The sequence below is a fragment of the Klebsiella sp. 1SOBk10mer genome, from assembly GCF_046602535.1.
Taxonomy (GTDB): domain Bacteria; phylum Pseudomonadota; class Gammaproteobacteria; order Enterobacterales; family Enterobacteriaceae; genus Klebsiella; species Klebsiella quasipneumoniae.
Map to the genome: position 1 here is coordinate 233,781 of NZ_JBKIUP010000007.1, position 14,866 is coordinate 248,646.

Consider the following 14,866-nt stretch of genomic DNA (forward strand, 5'->3'; position numbering starts at 1 on the left):
GTTCAGCGTTGCGCTGCCCTGTTCCCACCGGAGCATTCCCGAAAGCTCAGATCGGCCATTAAGCGCCACAAAATCTGAGTTTTCGGGAACAGATTGCGCAAAAAGGAGAGAAAATGGGCCGATTCTTCCGCTAAGCTGTGGTCAGTTCTGGCGAAAAATGCAGCCACTCTGACAATTCAGGAATACGCTAACGATGGAATACCGCTTCACCTCCCTGCCCCCCGATCCCTTTATGTGCAGCAGCGATGAAAAGCAGAGCCGCAGCCCGCTGGCGCTCTACTCTGAGTATCAGCGTATGGATATCGAGCTGCGCCCGCCGCACGCCATGCCTACCAGCCACTGGCATGGCCAGGTGGAGGTCAACGTGCCGTTCGATGGCGACGTGGAATATTTGATTAATAACGAAGTGGTGCGCATAGAGAAAGGCTATATCACTCTGTTCTGGGCCTGTACGCCGCATCAGTTGACCCGCCCGGGGGATTGCCAGCAGATGGCGATCTTTAACCTGCCGATGCATCTGTTTCTCTCATGGCCGCTGGACCGGGAGCTGATCAACCACGTCACTCACGGGATGGTGATTAAATCCCTCGCCGCCCAGCAGCTGAGCGCCTTCGAGGTGCGCCGCTGGCAGCAGGAGCTGAACCACGACAATGAACAGATTCGCCAGCTGGCGATCGATGAAATCGCCCTGATGCTGAAGCGGCTGAGCCTCGCCGGCTGGCAGCCGATTCTGGTCAACAAAACCTCGCGCACCCATAAGAACAGCGTCTCGCGCCATGCGCAGTTTTATGTCAGCCAGATGCTGGAATTTATCGCCGCCCACTACGACCAGGCGCTGACCGTCAATGCCGTCGCCGAGCACGTTAAGCTCAACCCGAACTATGCGATGGGGGTATTCCAGAGAGTGATGCAGCAAACCATGAAGCAGTACATTACCGCCATGCGTATCAATCACGTGCGGGCGCTGCTGAGCGATACCGACAAGACCATCCTGGATATCGCCCTCACCGCCGGTTTCCGCTCCAGCAGCCGTTTCTACAGCACCTTTACCCGCTACGTGGGGATGCCGCCGCAGCAGTACCGTAAACTTAGCCAACAGCGTCGTCACGGTCTGGCCTTGCCGGAGGCATAAAAAATGCCGCCGGGGTTTCCCCAGGCGGCATGATTAGCAGTGAAAACAGTTAGTCGTTGATACGCGGATGCTGCTGCACCAGACGCGACCGTTTTGCCTGCAGATCGGCGATCTCCTGATCGATATCTTCGATTTTTTGTTCGATGTTATCGTAGTGCTCGCCAAGGATTTCTTTCGCTTCCTGGATGTCCGACGCCGCCGGGGTCGCCCCTTTCAGCGGACGGTTAGCCGTCTCTTTCATCGACAGGCCCGTCGCCATACCCACCACCGCGATCACCATCAGGTAGTATGCCGGCATCATCAGGTTCTGGGTGGTCTCCACCAGCCACGCCGCCAGGGTTGGCGTCAGACCGGCAATCAGCACCGAGATGTTAAAGGCGCTGGCCAGGGCGCTGAAGCGGATATGCGTCGGGAACATCGCCGGCAGCGATGAGGCCATCACGCCGATAAAGCAGTTCAGCACCACCGCCAGCAGCAGCAGACCGGCGAAGATCAGGCTCGTCACGTTGCTGTTGATCATAATGAAGGCCGGGATCGACAGGGCAAACAGCGCCACGCTACCAATCAGGATAAACGGACGGCGGCCGAAGCGGTCGCTGAGCATGCCGATAACCGGCTGCACAAACAGCATCCCGACCATGATGGCGATGATGATCAGCACCCCATGGTCTTCCGAGTAGTGCAGGTTATGCGACAGGTAGCTCGGCATGTAGGTCAGCAGCATGTAATAGGTCACGTTAGTGGAAATCACCAGACCGATACAGGTCAACAGGCTGCGCCAGTGCTTAGTGGCAATCTCTTTAAAGGAGACCTTCGGCCCGTCCTGCAGACCTTCTCGGTCGCCCTGCTCCATGGTGTCCACATGCTGCTGGAACGCCGGGGTCTCTTCCAGCGCATGGCGCAGATAGAGGCCGATGATGCCTAACGGCAGCGCCAGGAAGAACGGGATACGCCAACCCCACTCAAGGAAGTTCTGTTCCCCCACCACGCTGGAGATCAGGACCACCACGCCAGCCCCCATCACAAACCCGGCGATGGAGCCAAAGTCCAGCCAGCTGCCCATAAACCCGCGTTTACGGTCAGGGGAGTATTCCGCGACGAAGATCGATGCCCCGGTATATTCACCGCCGACCGAGAAGCCCTGCGCCATTTTACACAGCAGCAGCAGGATCGGCGCCCAGATACCTATCGTGGCATACGAAGGAATAAGGCCGATACAGAAAGTACTTATCGACATGATCACGATAGTTATCGCGAGAATTTTCTGCCGACCATATTTATCGCCCAGCATCCCGAAGAACAGGCCGCCTAACGGACGAATTAAAAATGGAACGGAAAAGGTGCCGAGTGCGGCAATCATCTGCACGCTTGGGTTGGCATCGGGGAAGAAGACTTTACCTAAGGCGTAGGCCACAAAGCCGTAGACGCCGAAATCGAACCACTCCATCGCGTTGCCCAGGGAGGCCGCGGTGATCGCCTTTTTCAGTTTACCATCGTCGATGATGGTCACATCCTTAAGGGTGATGGGCTTTATTTTTTTCCTTTTAAGCATATTTTTCCTCTGCTACTCCGCCTTGAGTGCACGCCTCTTCGCCGAATGGCAAAGCCATTCGCATCGTGCGTCAGGAGCGGTGAATTGCTGTGCTCCTCATTTCAAGCGTAGCAGGTTTGCCTGCACTGTCTGCTGACAGAATGTACAACCGAACCTGTTGACGCCTGCTCTGGCTACTGGTGGATAAATAGAGCGGCTCATCGTGATAATTGATGAAATTGACCTGCTCCCCTTTTTTACCCTAACAGTGTTTATATCTGCGATCAACTTCACATAAATTTACCGCCTAATTACAGAGTGTCGAAAAATAAATAAGTTCATTTCCTGCCGATCGCCCGGAAATTATTTCGTCGATTTTGCTCCACCTCGGGCGGTTAATTTCAGCGTTTATTCGCTTCTTCCCGGAATAACACCACGGCTATTTTTTATCAAAAAAACACCCGACAAAAGTGGGTGATTGCGCTATAATCACACCCACTTTCGGCTCTCAGCCACTGTTTAAAGGACCAACGTCCTGTTTTTCGACGACATCACGAGGAACGTCATGCAACTGCCACACTGCCCAAAATGCGATTCGACTTACACTTATGAAGACAACGGCATGTACATCTGCCCGGAATGCGCCCATGAGTGGAACCCTGCCGAAGCCACGGAAGAAACCGACGTTCTGATCGTTAAAGATGCCAACGGCAATTTACTGGCCGATGGCGACAGCGTCACGGTAGTGAAGGATCTGAAGGTTAAAGGCAGCTCTTCGATGCTGAAAATCGGCACCAAAGTGAAGAATATCCGCCTGGTCGAAGGCGATCACAATATTGACTGCAAAATTGACGGTTTTGGCCCGATGAAGCTGAAATCTGAATTCGTCAAAAAGAACTGATTTATTTCCGGGCAGGCGACGCGATTATTTTCCCCTATCGCCGTCGCCGCTCCCGATATCCTGACGGTCCCTCGCCTCCCTGCGTATCCGGTTATTTATCCGGCCAGCCGCCGCTATTTATGCTGCCCCCTGCAGCGGTATTCCCACCCCCATTTTCGCGCTGCCGTCTGGCTCAATCCCGCTGCGGGCGACTACGCTTTACGGGTTACGGTCACTGAGGTATTCACCATGTCCTTAAGTCCCTACCTTGCCTTTGCGGGCAACTGCGCCGAGGCGATCGCCTTCTATCAGCAGACGCTGGGCGCGGAGCTGATGTTTAAAATGACCTTTGGCGAAATGCCGCCTTCGGCGCAGGAAGCCTCTGACGGCTGCCCGTCTGGCCAGAAGATGGCGAATGACGCCATCGCCCACGCCAGCCTGCGCATCGGCAACGGCGAGCTGATGCTAAGCGACAGCGCCTTCGGGCCCGATGAACACTACGCCGGCTTCACCCTCGTCCTCGATCCCAGGGATGTCGCTGAAGGTCAGCGCTGGTTCGAAGCGCTGGCGGTCGGCGGACGCATTGAGATGGCCTGGCAGGAAACCTTCTGGGCCCACGGCTTCGGCAAAGTCGTGGATCGCTTTGGCGTTCCCTGGATGATCAACGTGGTCAAACAAGGCTGACCCCGCCAGGGCGGCTTGGCCGCCCTGTCATCCGTCTGGCATTAACTCTTCATCCTTTAGTCATCATCACTTAACCGAACTGCAACATAAACCGGTCAGGATCGGCTCACAACGCGAGGAAGCTCCTCGCCTATGCTGTGTGAGGCTTGATAACCATGCACCTGTCCAGACATCCGACCAGTTATCCCACGCGCTATCAGGAAATCGCCGCCCGGCTTGAGCAGGAGTTGCGCCACCACTATCGCTGCGGTGACTATCTGCCCGCCGAGCAGCAGCTGGCGACGCGCTTCGACGTTAACCGCCACACCCTGCGCCGGGCGATCGACCAGCTGGTTGAGCGCGGCTGGGTACAACGCCGTCAGGGCGTGGGCGTGCTGGTGCTGATGCGGCCGATCGATTACCCACTCAACGCCCAGGCGCGTTTCAGCCAAAACCTGCTGGAACAAGGCAGCGATCCCACCAGCGAAAAACTGCTGTCGGTACTGCGCCCCGCCAGCGCGCACGTTGCCGAAGCCTTTGGTATTAGCGAGGGCGAGAACGTCATTCATCTGCGCACCCTGCGCCGGGTCAATGGCGTCGCCCTGTGCCTGATTGACCACTACTTCGCCGACCTGCGCTTCTGGCCGGTGTTACAGACCTTCAGCCACGGCTCGCTGCACGACCTGCTGCGCGATCGGCTTGACGTCGAACTGACCCGGGTGCGCACCAAAATCAGCGCCCGTCGCGCACAGGCGAAAGAGAGCAAACTGCTGGAGATCCCCAATATGGCGCCGCTGCTCTGCGTCCGCACCCTCAACAGCCGCCAGGGCGAGCAGGCCGCCACCGAATACTCCGTCAGCCTCACCCGCGCCGACATGATTGAATTCACCATGGAGCACTGAATGCACTTCGATACCGCCACCCGCCAGCGCTGGATGTCCGTGCTGGCCCACAGTGAACCGCAAGATCTTCTGGCGCGCATGCACTCCCTGCAGCTGGCGCCGGAGTATGAACTGATCCGCACTCCCGAGACTGGCCTGGTGCAGCTTCAGGCCCGGATGGGCGGTATCGGCGACCGTTTCTTCGCCGGCGACGCCACGCTCACCCGCGCCGCGGTACGTCTGGCCGACGGAACGCTCGGCTACAGCTGGATCTTAGGCCGCGACCGCCCGCACGCCGAACGCTGCGCGGCCATCGACGCCCTGCTGCAGTCACCCCGCCATTTTCACAATTTAATGGAAACCCTGATAACCCCGCTGGAAGCGCTACGCAGCGCGCGCATTGAAGCCCGACGCGCCGAAGTCAACGCCAGCCGGGTCGACTTCTTTACCCTGGTTCGCGGAGATAACGCATGACCTTACAACCCGCTTTTTCCCTGGCTGTGCAGGATGCCCAACACAGTTTTCGTCGCCTGCTGAAAGCGATGAGCGAGCCGGGGGTGATTGTCTCCCTGCAGCAGTTACAGCACGGCTGGCAGCCGCTGAACGTCGCTTCCACCAGCCTGCTATTGACCCTTGCCGATCACGAAACGCCGGTCTGGCTCGCCAGCGCTCTGCATAACGATCTGGTGGGACAGAATCTGCGCTTTCATACCGGCGCGCCGCTGGTGGACCAGCCGCAGCAGGCGGTCTTTGCCGTCGCCAATGACGGCATCAGCGCCGAGCAGCTCAACGTCCTCTCCGCTGGCACCGTCACCGCCCCGGAGACCGGCGTCACGCTGATCGTTCAGCTCGCCAGCCTTAGCGGCGGACGCATGCTGCGCCTGACCGGGGCGGGCATTGCCGAAGAGCGAATGATCGCCCCTCAGCTGCCGGACTGCATCATTGACGAACTGACGGAGCGCCCACACCCGTTCCCGCTGGGCATTGATCTGATCCTCACCTGCGGCGAGCGCCTGCTGGCGATCCCGCGCACCACTCACGTGGAGGTTTGCTAAATGTACGTTGCCGTCAAGGGCGGCGAGAAGGCGATCCGCGCCGCTCACGCCTTACAGGAACAGAAACGACGGGGCGATGGACGGCTTCCCGAACTGAGCGTTGACCAGATAGGCGAACAGCTCAATCTGGCGGTGGACCGGGTGATGACCGAGGGCGGCATCGCCGACCGCGAACTGGCGGCGCTGGCGCTCAAACAGGCCAGCGGCGATAACGTCGAAGCGATCTTCCTGCTGCGCGCCTACCGCACCACCCTGCCGCGGCTGGCGGTTAGCGAACCGATCGACACCGCCAAAATGCGTCTCGAACGCCGCATCTCGGCAGTGTACAAAGATATCCCCGGCGGCCAGCTGCTGGGCCCCACTTACGACTACACCCACCGCCTGCTCGATTTTACCCTGCTGGCAAACGGCGAAGCGCCTTCTGTGCAGCAAGCCGAGTGCGACACGCAGCCGACGCCGCACGTCTTTAGCCTGCTCACGCAGCAGGGTCTGGCGAAGGCCGAGGAAGATCGCGGCACACCGCCCGACGATATCACCCGCACCCCGCCGGTCTACCCCTGCTCACGTTCTTCGCGCCTGCAGCAGCTAATGCGCGGCGATGAAGGCTACCTGCTGGCGCTGGCCTATTCGACTCAGCGCGGCTATGGCCGCAACCATCCGTTTGCCGGCGAGATCCGCAGCGGCTACGTGCAGGTGGAGATTGTCCCGGAAGAGCTGGGCTTTAGCGTCAATATTGGCGAGCTGCTGCTCACCGAATGCGAAATGGTCAACGGCTTCGTCGCCCCGCAGGATGAGCCGCCGCACTTCACCCGCGGCTACGGTCTGACCTTCGGCATGAGCGAGCGCAAAGCGATGGCCATGGCCCTCGTCGACCGCGCCCTGCAGGCGGCGGACTATGACGAAGAGATTGCCGGTCCCGCCCAGGATGAAGAGTTTGTGCTGGCCCACGCCGATAACGTTGAAGCCGCCGGCTTCGTCTCGCATCTGAAGCTGCCGCACTATGTCGATTTCCAGGCCGAACTGGCGCTGCTGAAACGCCTGCAACGGGAGAACGAACGTGGCTAACCCACTGACTGGCTATAACTTTGCTTATCTCGACGAGCAAACCAAGCGCATGATCCGCCGGGCTATTCTCAAAGCGGTAGCCATTCCCGGCTACCAGGTGCCGTTCGGCGGTCGCGAAATGCCGATGCCCTACGGCTGGGGCACTGGCGGCATCCAGTTGACCGCCAGCGTCATCGGCGAGAACGACGTGCTGAAGGTGATTGACCAGGGCGCCGATGACACCACCAACGCGGTGTCGATTCGTCAGTTCTTTAAGCGTGTTACCGGCGTCGCCACCACCGAGCGTACCGAAGACGCCACCCTGATCCAGACCCGCCATCGCATCCCGGAGACGCCGCTGGTGGAGGATCAGATCCTGATCTACCAGGTGCCGATCCCGGAGCCGCTGCGCTTTATCGAGCCGCGTGAAACCGAAACCCGCACCATGCACGCCCTGGAAGAGTACGGCGTGATGCAGGTGAAACTGTATGAAGATATCGCCCGCTTCGGCCATATCGCCACCACCTACGCCTACCCGGTGAAGGTCAATGGCCGCTACGTGATGGATCCCTCGCCGATCCCGAAATTCGATAACCCGAAAATGCATATGATGCCGGCGCTGCAGCTGTTCGGCGCCGGGCGCGAAAAGCGGATCTACGCCGTGCCGCCCTATACCCCGGTGGAGAGTCTCGATTTCGACGACCACCCATTTACCGTCCAGGAGTGGGATGAACCCTGCGCCATCTGCGGCTCGCGCCACAGCTACCTCGACGAAGTGGTGCTGGATGACAGCGGCCAGCGGATGTTTGTCTGCTCCGATACCGACTATTGCCGCCAGCAGAGCGAGGGGCAGAAAAAATGAACCAGCCATTACTTGCTGTGAATAACCTGACCCATCTCTACGCCCCGGATAAAGGTTTTCGCGATGTCTCCTTCGAGCTGTGGCCGGGAGAAGTGCTCGGCATCGTCGGCGAGTCCGGCTCCGGTAAAACCACCCTGCTGAAGGCAATCTCCGCCCGCCTGACGCCGCAGCGGGGCGAGGTGCTGTACCAGCAGCGCTCGCTGTACGCCATGAGCGAAGCCGAACGCCGCCGCCTGCTGCGCACCGAATGGGGGGTGGTGCATCAGCACCCAATGGACGGTCTGCGTCGCCAGGTCTCCGCCGGGGGCAACATCGGCGAACGGCTGATGGCCACCGGCGCCCGCCACTACGGCAACATTCGCGCCACCGCTGAAAAGTGGCTGCAGGAGGTGGAGATCCCGCCCTCGCGCATCGACGACCTGCCCACCACCTTCTCCGGCGGCATGCAGCAGCGTCTGCAGATTGCCCGCAATCTGGTCACCCAGCCGAAGCTGGTGTTTATGGATGAACCCACCGGCGGGCTGGATGTGTCCGTGCAGGCGCGGCTGCTTGATCTGCTGCGTGGCCTGGCGGTGGAGCTGAATCTGGCGGTAGTGATTGTTACCCACGATCTCGGCGTCGCCCGCCTGCTGGCGAACCGACTGCTGGTAATGAAGCAGGGCCAGGTGGTGGAAAGTGGCTTAACCGACCGGGTGCTCGACGATCCGCACCATCCTTATACCCAGCTGCTGGTGTCGTCGGTGTTGCAGAATTAATGCTGTTTTGCCGGGTGGCGGCTGCGCCTTACCCGGCCCACAGGTGCGTTATTCGTAGGCCGGGTAAGCGAAACGCCACCCGGCAACCCAACCTCGTGAGAGCTAACATGATCCGCGTTGAAAACGTCCATAAAACCTTTGTTCTGCACCAGCAGCACGGCGTGCGTCTGCCGGTGCTGGCCGACGCCTCGCTGACCGTTAACGCCGGGGAGTGCGTGGTGCTCCACGGTCACTCCGGCAGCGGCAAATCGACCCTGCTGCGTTCGCTGTACGCCAACTATCTGCCGGACAGCGGCCATATTCATATCCGCCACGGCGACGAATGGGTGGACCTGGTCACCGCCACGCCGCGCAAGGTGCTGGAAGTGCGCAAAACCACCATCGGCTGGGTCAGCCAGTTTCTACGGGTGATCCCGCGTATTTCGGCGCTGGAGGTGGTGATGCAGCCGCTGCTCGATCTCGGGACGCCGCGTGAAGCGAGCGCCGCCAAAGCCGCCCAGCTGCTGACCCGCCTCAACGTTCCGCAACGTCTGTGGCACCTTGCGCCGTCGACCTTTTCCGGCGGCGAACAGCAACGGGTCAATATCGCCCGCGGTTTTGCGGTCGACTATCCGATCCTGCTCCTCGATGAACCCACCGCCTCACTGGATGGCAAAAACAGTGCTGCCGTGGTCGACCTGATCCACGATGCCAAAGCGCGCGGCGCGGCCATCGTCGGGATTTTCCATGACGAAGGGGTACGCCGTCAGGTCGCCGACCGGCTGCACCCCATGGGAATAACAGCATGATTATCAATAACGTAAAACTGGTTCTCGACGATGACGTGGTCCACGGTTCGCTGGAAGTCCAGGACGGTCGCATCCTCGCCTTCGCCGAAAGCCAGAGCCGGCTGCCGCAGGCGCTGGATGGCGAAGGCGGCTGGCTGCTGCCGGGCCTTATCGAGCTGCATACCGATAACCTCGACAAGTTCTTTACCCCGCGGCCGAAGGTAGACTGGCCGGCCCACTCGGCGATGAGCAGCCACGACGCAATGATGGTCGCCAGCGGCATCACCACCGTGCTGGACGCCGTGGCGATTGGCGACGTGCGCGATGGCGGCGATCGTCTGGAGAATCTGGAGAAGATGGTCAATGCCGTGGAGGATACGCAAAAGCGCGGTCTCAACCGCGCCGAACACCGCCTGCACCTGCGCTGCGAGCTGCCGCATCACACCACGCTGCCGCTGTTTGAAAAGCTGATCGATCGCGAGTCGGTGAGCATGGTCTCTCTGATGGACCACTCGCCCGGCCAGCGTCAGTACGCCGATCGCAGCAAGTACCGCGATTACTATCAGGGAAAATATCATCTGACGCATGACGAAATGGACCGTTTTGAAGCCGAGCAGATGGCTCTGGCCGCCACCTGGTCGCAGCCCAATCGCCAGACCATCGCCGCCATGTGCCGCGCCCGCCGTATCGCCCTCGCCAGCCACGACGACGCCACCGAGGCGCATGTGGCTGAATCCCACCAGCTGGGTAGCGTCATCGCCGAGTTTCCCACCACCCTGGCCGCGGCGCAGGCTTCACGTCAGCACGGGATGCACGTCCTGATGGGGGCGCCGAATATCGTGCGCGGCGGTTCCCACTCCGGCAACGTCGCCGCCCACCAGCTGGCGAACCACGGTTTGCTCGACATTCTCTCTTCCGACTACTATCCCGCCAGCCTGTTGGATGCCGCATTCCGCATCGCCGACGCCGAGGATAACGCCTTCACCCTGGCGCAGGCGATCCGTCTGGTCAGCAAACATCCGGCGCAGGCGCTGGGCCTTGACGATCGCGGCGTCATCGCCGAGGGGAAACGCGCCGACCTGGTGCTGGCGCACCGTCGCGGCGAGCATGTCCACATCGACCATGTCTGGCGCCAGGGAAGGAGGATCTTTTAATGCCGGGAAAACTGATCTGGCTGGTGGGCCCCTCCGGCTCCGGGAAAGACAGCCTGCTGGCGGCGCTGCGCCAGCGCGAGCACCCGCAGCTGCTGGTGGCGCATCGTTACATTACCCGGCCCTTTAACGCCGGTAACGAAAACCATATCGCCCTCAGCGAACATGAATTTTTTACCCGCGCCGAGCAGCATCTCTTTGCCCTCAGCTGGCACGCCAACCATACTTACTATGGCATTGGCGTGGAGATCGACCTGTGGCTGCACGCCGGCTTCGACGTGGTGGCCAATGGCTCCCGCGCCCATCTGGCGCTGGCGCGGGAACGCTACGGCGAGGTGCTGGTGCCGATCTGTCTCGCCGTCTCGCCGCCGGTGCTGCGCCAGCGGCTGGAGCAGCGCGGCCGGGAAAATGCGGTGGATATCGCCCAGCGTCTGGACCGCGCCGCGCGCTATAAGCCGGACGATTGCCTGACGCTGAATAACGACGGCAGTCTCCGACAATCGGTCGATGAATTTTTCCGCCTGCTGCGCAGCCACGCGGTGCGCGAAGCGGATCCGCTGGTATAAACCAAAGGTGACACGATGAGCCTGACCCTCCGCTTAACCGGCACCGGCGGCGCTCAGCTGGTGCCGGCCTTTGGCTGCGATTGCGCGGCCTGCCGCCGCGCCCGCCGCGAGGAAAGCCATCGCCGACGCCCCTGTAGCGGGGTGGTGACGTTCAACAGCGCAGTGACGCTGCTGGACGCCGGCAGACCGGATCTGATGGAACATCATCCCGCCGGCAGCTTTCAGCAGGTGCTGCTAACCCACTATCACCTGGATCATGTGCAGGGGCTGTTTCCGCTGCGCTGGGGCGTGGGCGCGCCGATCCCGGTCTACGGCCCGCCGGACGACGCCGGCTGCGACGATCTGCTCAAGCACCCCGGCCTGCTCGACTTCAGCCATACCGTCACGCCGTTTGTGGTGTTTGAGCTGCAGGGCCTGCGGGTAACGCCCCTGCCGCTCAAGCATTCGAAGCTCACCTTCGGTTATCTGCTGGAGTCGGCCCACAGTCGGGTAGCCTGGCTCTCGGATACCGCCGGGCTGCCGGACAAGACGCTGAAGTTTTTACTCAGCAACCGCCCGCAGGCGATGATCATCGACTGCAGCCATGAGCCGCGGGCGCAGACCCCGCGTAACCATAACGATTTCAATACCGTTCGCGCCCTTAACCAGGCGATAGGCTGTCCGCGGGTGATCCTCACCCATATCAGCCATCAGTTTGACGTCTGGATGATGGATAACCCGCTACCGGAAGGTTTCGAAGCGGGTTATGACGGGATGGAAATCGTGCTGGATTAGGCGTCGGTCTGCTGCGGGGCGATCAATAGTCATCGTCCAGACGACGCTGATCGCTTTCTAACTGACGGCGATCGCGATCGAGCTGGCGCTGGCGTTCATCCAGCTGACGGCGGCGATCGTCCAGCTGGCGTTGCCGATCGTCATGCTGACGCTGGCTGTCACGGCTCTGCTGGCGACTTCCCTGATAGCGCCCGTCATCATACCGGCCATCGTCATCGTATCTGTCGTCGTCATCAGAGCGACTGCTACCCGGGTTATAGGCGTCGTTAATGGCTTGCTGAATATTGCCGATCGCGTCATCGATAATATCGGCGCGGGCGGCCAGGCTGGTCAGCGACAGAGTGCAAAAGAGCAGTGCGATTGCGTAACGTTTCATCGGGGCCAATCTCATCAGAGTCCTGCCGCTACCTTAATCATCGGCATGCCGCCCGGGTAGCGGAGGAATCTCAAATCCTCGCGTACGCTGCACTCAGCGCCTGCGCCAGTTGAGCGCGGGTAAAGGGCTTACGCAGCCACTCCACCTCCGGCAGGGCCGGGTTCTGCGCCGGGCGCAAATCCTGACCGCTGATCAGCAGCACCGGCAGCGCCGGAAAGCGGCGGCGCGCGGTATGGATCACATCGGCGCCGCTCAGCCCGCCGGGCAGCATCAGATCGCTAATCAACAGGGCAATATCCGGCGAGGCCTCCAGCAGCTGCAGCGCCTCTTCCCCGCTGGCGGTTTCCAGCGTCAGCCAGCCCAGCTGATGCAGCTGTTCGCACAGCGTCTGGCGAACATCCTCTTCATCTTCCAGCACCAGCGCCAGCCGTTCTCCCGCCGGGATTGGTTCGTCTTCCACCGGCACCGCCGCCTTCTCTACCTCGGTCATCGCCCGCGGCAGCTGCAGCCGCACCGTCGTTCCCTGCCCCGGCGCGCTCTCCAGCGCCACCCGGCCGCCCGACTGGCGCACAAAGCCATACACCATCGACAGCCCCAGGCCGCTGCCGCTGCCGGTGGCTTTAGTGGTAAAGAAGGGTTCAAACACCCGGGCTTTCACCGCCTGCGACATGCCGCAGCCGTGATCGATCACCTCCAGAGCCACCATATCCTGCCGCTGGCCGCTGCTGCGGGTGACCCGCTGATTCCAGGTACGAATTTTAATGACGCCCGCGCGCCCGGCCATGGCGTCGCGGGCGTTCATCACCAGGTTAATCAGGGCGTTTTCCAGCTGGCCGACGTCTATCCATGCCGGCCACGCCGGCGACTGCGCCTCAATCTCCAGGCTCAAGGTCGCCGGCAGGGAGTGACGCATTAGCTCGCTGAGGTTCTCCAGCAACGGCGCCATCGCCACCGCCTGGGGATGCAGCGCCTGCTTACGCGAAAAGGCCAGCAGCCGCTGGGTCAGAAGCGCCCCGCGTTCCGCCGCCTTCAGCGCCCTGGTGAGGCGTGGCGCATCCTGCGCATTCGGCTCCACCAGCTCAAGGCTGCCGATGATCACCGCCAGCAGGTTGTTAAAATCATGCGCCAGGCCTCCGGTCAGTTGGCCGACGGCCTTCATCTTCTGGCTGTGCAACAGCGCCTCCTCCAGCTCCTGACGCTTAATCCTATCGATCTCCATCTGGGTGGTCTTCTCTTTCAGCAGCCGGGTGGTGTGCTCCAGCGACGCCGTATTGCGCGCGAAAACGTTAAAGGCGCGCGCCAGTTCGCCCAGCTCGTCGCGCCGCTGCAGGGCCGGCACCGAGACGTTCGGCTCTCCCTGAGCCAGCCGCGACATCGCCCGCGAGATAGCGGTCAGGTTAGAGCCCAGGTTACGGTAGATGTACCACCCGGCGCAGCCGGTGATCGCCAGCGCCAGCAGCGCGGAAAGCAGAATAAACATGCTGATGGAGCGCAGCTCCCGATGGCTCTGCGCCGCCCGCTGTTCGGAGGCTTCCGCCACCCGGGTCACGTACTGATTGATGTCGTCGTTAAGCAGCGCGACCAGCGCTTTGATGTGGTACATGTACCAGCTGATCGTCAGGTCGCTCTCCTCCAACTGGGCCGACAGCGGGGCCAGCTTCGCCAGCTCCCGGGTGACGTCGGGGAGAACAAACGCCAGCGCGGGATCGGCGCTTTGAGCCGGCAGGTCGCCGCGCAGCTGGTCGAGCTGCAGAACGATCGACCGCGGCGTGACGGTATGGATCGCGGCGGCGATCAGCCGGTCCATCTCGGCTAGCCGACGAGGATCGATCGCCCGGTCCCCGCCGCGATCGTTAAGATCGGCGAGATGGCGCAGGTTGCTCTGATTCTGGTAAAGCGAACTCAGCAGCGCATTGCGCTGCAGATGACGACGCTGGCCGCGCTCCAGCATCTCCGCCACGCTCCGCTGCAGCGCGTTGCTGCGGCGAATAATACTGGCCACCAGCGCCTCCTCCTGCTGCGCCAGCGGAGCCGCTGCCAGCTGAGCCAGCGAGTGCTTCAGCGCCTGCTGCGTCGCCAGCAGCCGTTCCGCTTCGCTTTTGTACTCCAGCGCGCCCACCACCTGCGACAGGCGCACCGCGGCCGTGGCGACATTCGCCGTGTCCCGCGCCAGATCCATACTGCCGCGCATATCGTTGAGGGTCTGGCGCTGCACCTGCTCCTGCAGCTGGCTGGCGTGGTGAAAGCCGAACACCGCCACGCCGCTCACCAGCAGGGTGACGACCACCATCAGCAGATTAAAGGAGAGCAGGCGGCCACGGGCGCTGGTGAAAAACGGGTGTCGGCGAGCGGTCATAGCAACTCCGGTGAAGGAACGGTCGGCATATAGGCGTGACGGTGCAGAAAATGACGCCGCGTAACTGTGATCG

The 14,866-nt window shown here is 61.3% G+C and carries 16 protein-coding genes and 1 pseudogene; 14 read left to right on the plus strand and 3 right to left on the minus strand.

The window, feature by feature from the left end; all coding sequences use genetic code 11:
• The first annotated feature begins 193 nt into the window (after positions 1–193).
• Complete coding sequence (melR, locus tag ACLH1I_RS19245; RefSeq protein WP_004206385.1) at positions 194–1,132, plus strand: transcriptional regulator MelR; 939 nt, start codon at positions 194–196, stop codon at positions 1,130–1,132.
• A gap of 49 nt (positions 1,133–1,181) precedes the next feature.
• Here melR and proP read toward each other — a convergent pair whose 3' ends face one another.
• On the minus strand, positions 1,182–2,684 hold the full coding sequence (proP, locus tag ACLH1I_RS19250; protein ID WP_023291673.1) for a glycine betaine/L-proline transporter ProP: 1,503 nt from the start codon (positions 2,682–2,684) through the stop codon (positions 1,182–1,184).
• 187 nt (positions 2,685–2,871) lie between these two features.
• Here proP and ACLH1I_RS19255 point away from each other — a divergent pair.
• The 13 genes and pseudogenes from ACLH1I_RS19255 to phnP all read left to right on the plus strand — a co-directional run bounded on the left by ACLH1I_RS19255 (position 2,872) and on the right by phnP (position 12,061).
• Positions 2,872–3,141: pseudogene (locus ACLH1I_RS19255) on the plus strand (hypothetical protein).
• 87 nt (positions 3,142–3,228) lie between these two features.
• The gene (locus ACLH1I_RS19260; RefSeq protein ID WP_004206382.1) at positions 3,229–3,564 is read left to right on the plus strand and encodes a zinc ribbon domain-containing protein YjdM; all 336 of its coding nucleotides are present in this window, start codon (positions 3,229–3,231) and stop codon (positions 3,562–3,564) included.
• Positions 3,565–3,792: 228 nt separating this feature from the next.
• Positions 3,793–4,227: a VOC family metalloprotein YjdN gene (yjdN, locus tag ACLH1I_RS19265; RefSeq protein WP_032456862.1), complete on the plus strand. Its 435-nt coding sequence runs from the start codon at positions 3,793–3,795 to the stop codon at positions 4,225–4,227.
• Between the two features lie 155 nt (positions 4,228–4,382).
• The gene (gene phnF, locus ACLH1I_RS19270) at positions 4,383–5,108 is read left to right on the plus strand and encodes a phosphonate metabolism transcriptional regulator PhnF (protein WP_004206378.1); all 726 of its coding nucleotides are present in this window, start codon (positions 4,383–4,385) and stop codon (positions 5,106–5,108) included.
• The gene (gene phnG / locus ACLH1I_RS19275) at positions 5,109–5,561 is read left to right on the plus strand and encodes a phosphonate C-P lyase system protein PhnG (protein WP_004206376.1); all 453 of its coding nucleotides are present in this window, start codon (positions 5,109–5,111) and stop codon (positions 5,559–5,561) included.
• Positions 5,558–6,142, plus strand: coding sequence for a phosphonate C-P lyase system protein PhnH (phnH, locus tag ACLH1I_RS19280; protein WP_004206375.1), 585 nt, complete (start codon positions 5,558–5,560; stop codon positions 6,140–6,142). The genes phnG and phnH overlap by 4 nt, the downstream gene beginning before the upstream one ends.
• Positions 6,143–7,207, plus strand: a complete 1,065-nt coding sequence (locus ACLH1I_RS19285) for a carbon-phosphorus lyase complex subunit PhnI (protein WP_017900090.1) — start codon at positions 6,143–6,145, stop codon at positions 7,205–7,207. It begins immediately after the preceding gene.
• Positions 7,200–8,048 (plus strand): alpha-D-ribose 1-methylphosphonate 5-phosphate C-P-lyase PhnJ, encoded by an 849-nt coding sequence (locus tag ACLH1I_RS19290; protein ID WP_002885202.1) that lies wholly within the window; start codon positions 7,200–7,202, stop codon positions 8,046–8,048. Before ACLH1I_RS19285 ends, ACLH1I_RS19290 begins: the two co-directional genes overlap by 8 nt.
• Positions 8,045–8,803, plus strand: a complete 759-nt coding sequence (gene phnK, locus ACLH1I_RS19295) for a phosphonate C-P lyase system protein PhnK (RefSeq protein ID WP_004206373.1) — start codon at positions 8,045–8,047, stop codon at positions 8,801–8,803. Before ACLH1I_RS19290 ends, phnK begins: the two co-directional genes overlap by 4 nt.
• A gap of 107 nt (positions 8,804–8,910) precedes the next feature.
• Positions 8,911–9,591 (plus strand): phosphonate C-P lyase system protein PhnL, encoded by a 681-nt coding sequence (gene phnL / locus ACLH1I_RS19300; protein WP_004206372.1) that lies wholly within the window; start codon positions 8,911–8,913, stop codon positions 9,589–9,591.
• On the plus strand, positions 9,588–10,724 hold the full coding sequence (phnM, locus tag ACLH1I_RS19305) for an alpha-D-ribose 1-methylphosphonate 5-triphosphate diphosphatase (RefSeq protein WP_198079877.1): 1,137 nt from the start codon (positions 9,588–9,590) through the stop codon (positions 10,722–10,724). The genes phnL and phnM overlap by 4 nt, the downstream gene beginning before the upstream one ends.
• On the plus strand, positions 10,724–11,287 hold the full coding sequence (gene phnN, locus ACLH1I_RS19310; RefSeq protein ID WP_004206368.1) for a ribose 1,5-bisphosphokinase: 564 nt from the start codon (positions 10,724–10,726) through the stop codon (positions 11,285–11,287). The genes phnM and phnN overlap by 1 nt, the downstream gene beginning before the upstream one ends.
• A gap of 15 nt (positions 11,288–11,302) precedes the next feature.
• Positions 11,303–12,061 carry a phosphonate metabolism protein PhnP gene (gene phnP / locus ACLH1I_RS19315; RefSeq protein ID WP_198079876.1) on the plus strand — a complete coding sequence of 253 codons (759 nt, stop codon included), beginning with the start codon at positions 11,303–11,305 and terminating at the stop codon, positions 12,059–12,061.
• 22 nt (positions 12,062–12,083) lie between these two features.
• Here the strand turns inward: phnP and yjdP are convergent, their stop codons facing one another.
• Entirely contained in the window at positions 12,084–12,437 is a 354-nt protein-coding gene (gene yjdP, locus ACLH1I_RS19320) for a DDRRRQL repeat protein YjdP (protein ID WP_004206366.1), read from the minus strand.
• Between the two features lie 70 nt (positions 12,438–12,507).
• A complete protein-coding gene (locus tag ACLH1I_RS19325; protein WP_032456861.1) occupies positions 12,508–14,793 on the minus strand; it encodes an ATP-binding protein in 2,286 nt (761 codons plus the stop codon).
• Positions 14,794–14,866 lie beyond the last annotated feature (73 nt).

Coding starts and splice junctions, on each gene's coding strand:
- phnF (WP_004206378.1), top strand. CDS start 4,383: ATGCACCTGTCCAGACATCCGACCAGTTATCCCACGCGCTATCAGGAA.
- phnG (WP_004206376.1), top strand. CDS start 5,109: ATGCACTTCGATACCGCCACCCGCCAGCGCTGGATGTCCGTGCTGGCC.
- phnP (WP_198079876.1), top strand. CDS start 11,303: ATGAGCCTGACCCTCCGCTTAACCGGCACCGGCGGCGCTCAGCTGGTG.
- ACLH1I_RS19260 (WP_004206382.1), top strand. CDS start 3,229: ATGCAACTGCCACACTGCCCAAAATGCGATTCGACTTACACTTATGAA.
- melR (WP_004206385.1), top strand. CDS start 194: ATGGAATACCGCTTCACCTCCCTGCCCCCCGATCCCTTTATGTGCAGC.
- yjdN (WP_032456862.1), top strand. CDS start 3,793: ATGTCCTTAAGTCCCTACCTTGCCTTTGCGGGCAACTGCGCCGAGGCG.
- phnH (WP_004206375.1), top strand. CDS start 5,558: ATGACCTTACAACCCGCTTTTTCCCTGGCTGTGCAGGATGCCCAACAC.
- proP (WP_023291673.1), bottom strand. CDS start 2,684: ATGCTTAAAAGGAAAAAAATAAAGCCCATCACCCTTAAGGATGTGACC.
- phnL (WP_004206372.1), top strand. CDS start 8,911: ATGATCCGCGTTGAAAACGTCCATAAAACCTTTGTTCTGCACCAGCAG.
- yjdP (WP_004206366.1), bottom strand. CDS start 12,437: ATGAAACGTTACGCAATCGCACTGCTCTTTTGCACTCTGTCGCTGACC.
- ACLH1I_RS19285 (WP_017900090.1), top strand. CDS start 6,143: ATGTACGTTGCCGTCAAGGGCGGCGAGAAGGCGATCCGCGCCGCTCAC.
- ACLH1I_RS19325 (WP_032456861.1), bottom strand. CDS start 14,793: ATGACCGCTCGCCGACACCCGTTTTTCACCAGCGCCCGTGGCCGCCTG.
- phnN (WP_004206368.1), top strand. CDS start 10,724: ATGCCGGGAAAACTGATCTGGCTGGTGGGCCCCTCCGGCTCCGGGAAA.
- phnK (WP_004206373.1), top strand. CDS start 8,045: ATGAACCAGCCATTACTTGCTGTGAATAACCTGACCCATCTCTACGCC.
- phnM (WP_198079877.1), top strand. CDS start 9,588: ATGATTATCAATAACGTAAAACTGGTTCTCGACGATGACGTGGTCCAC.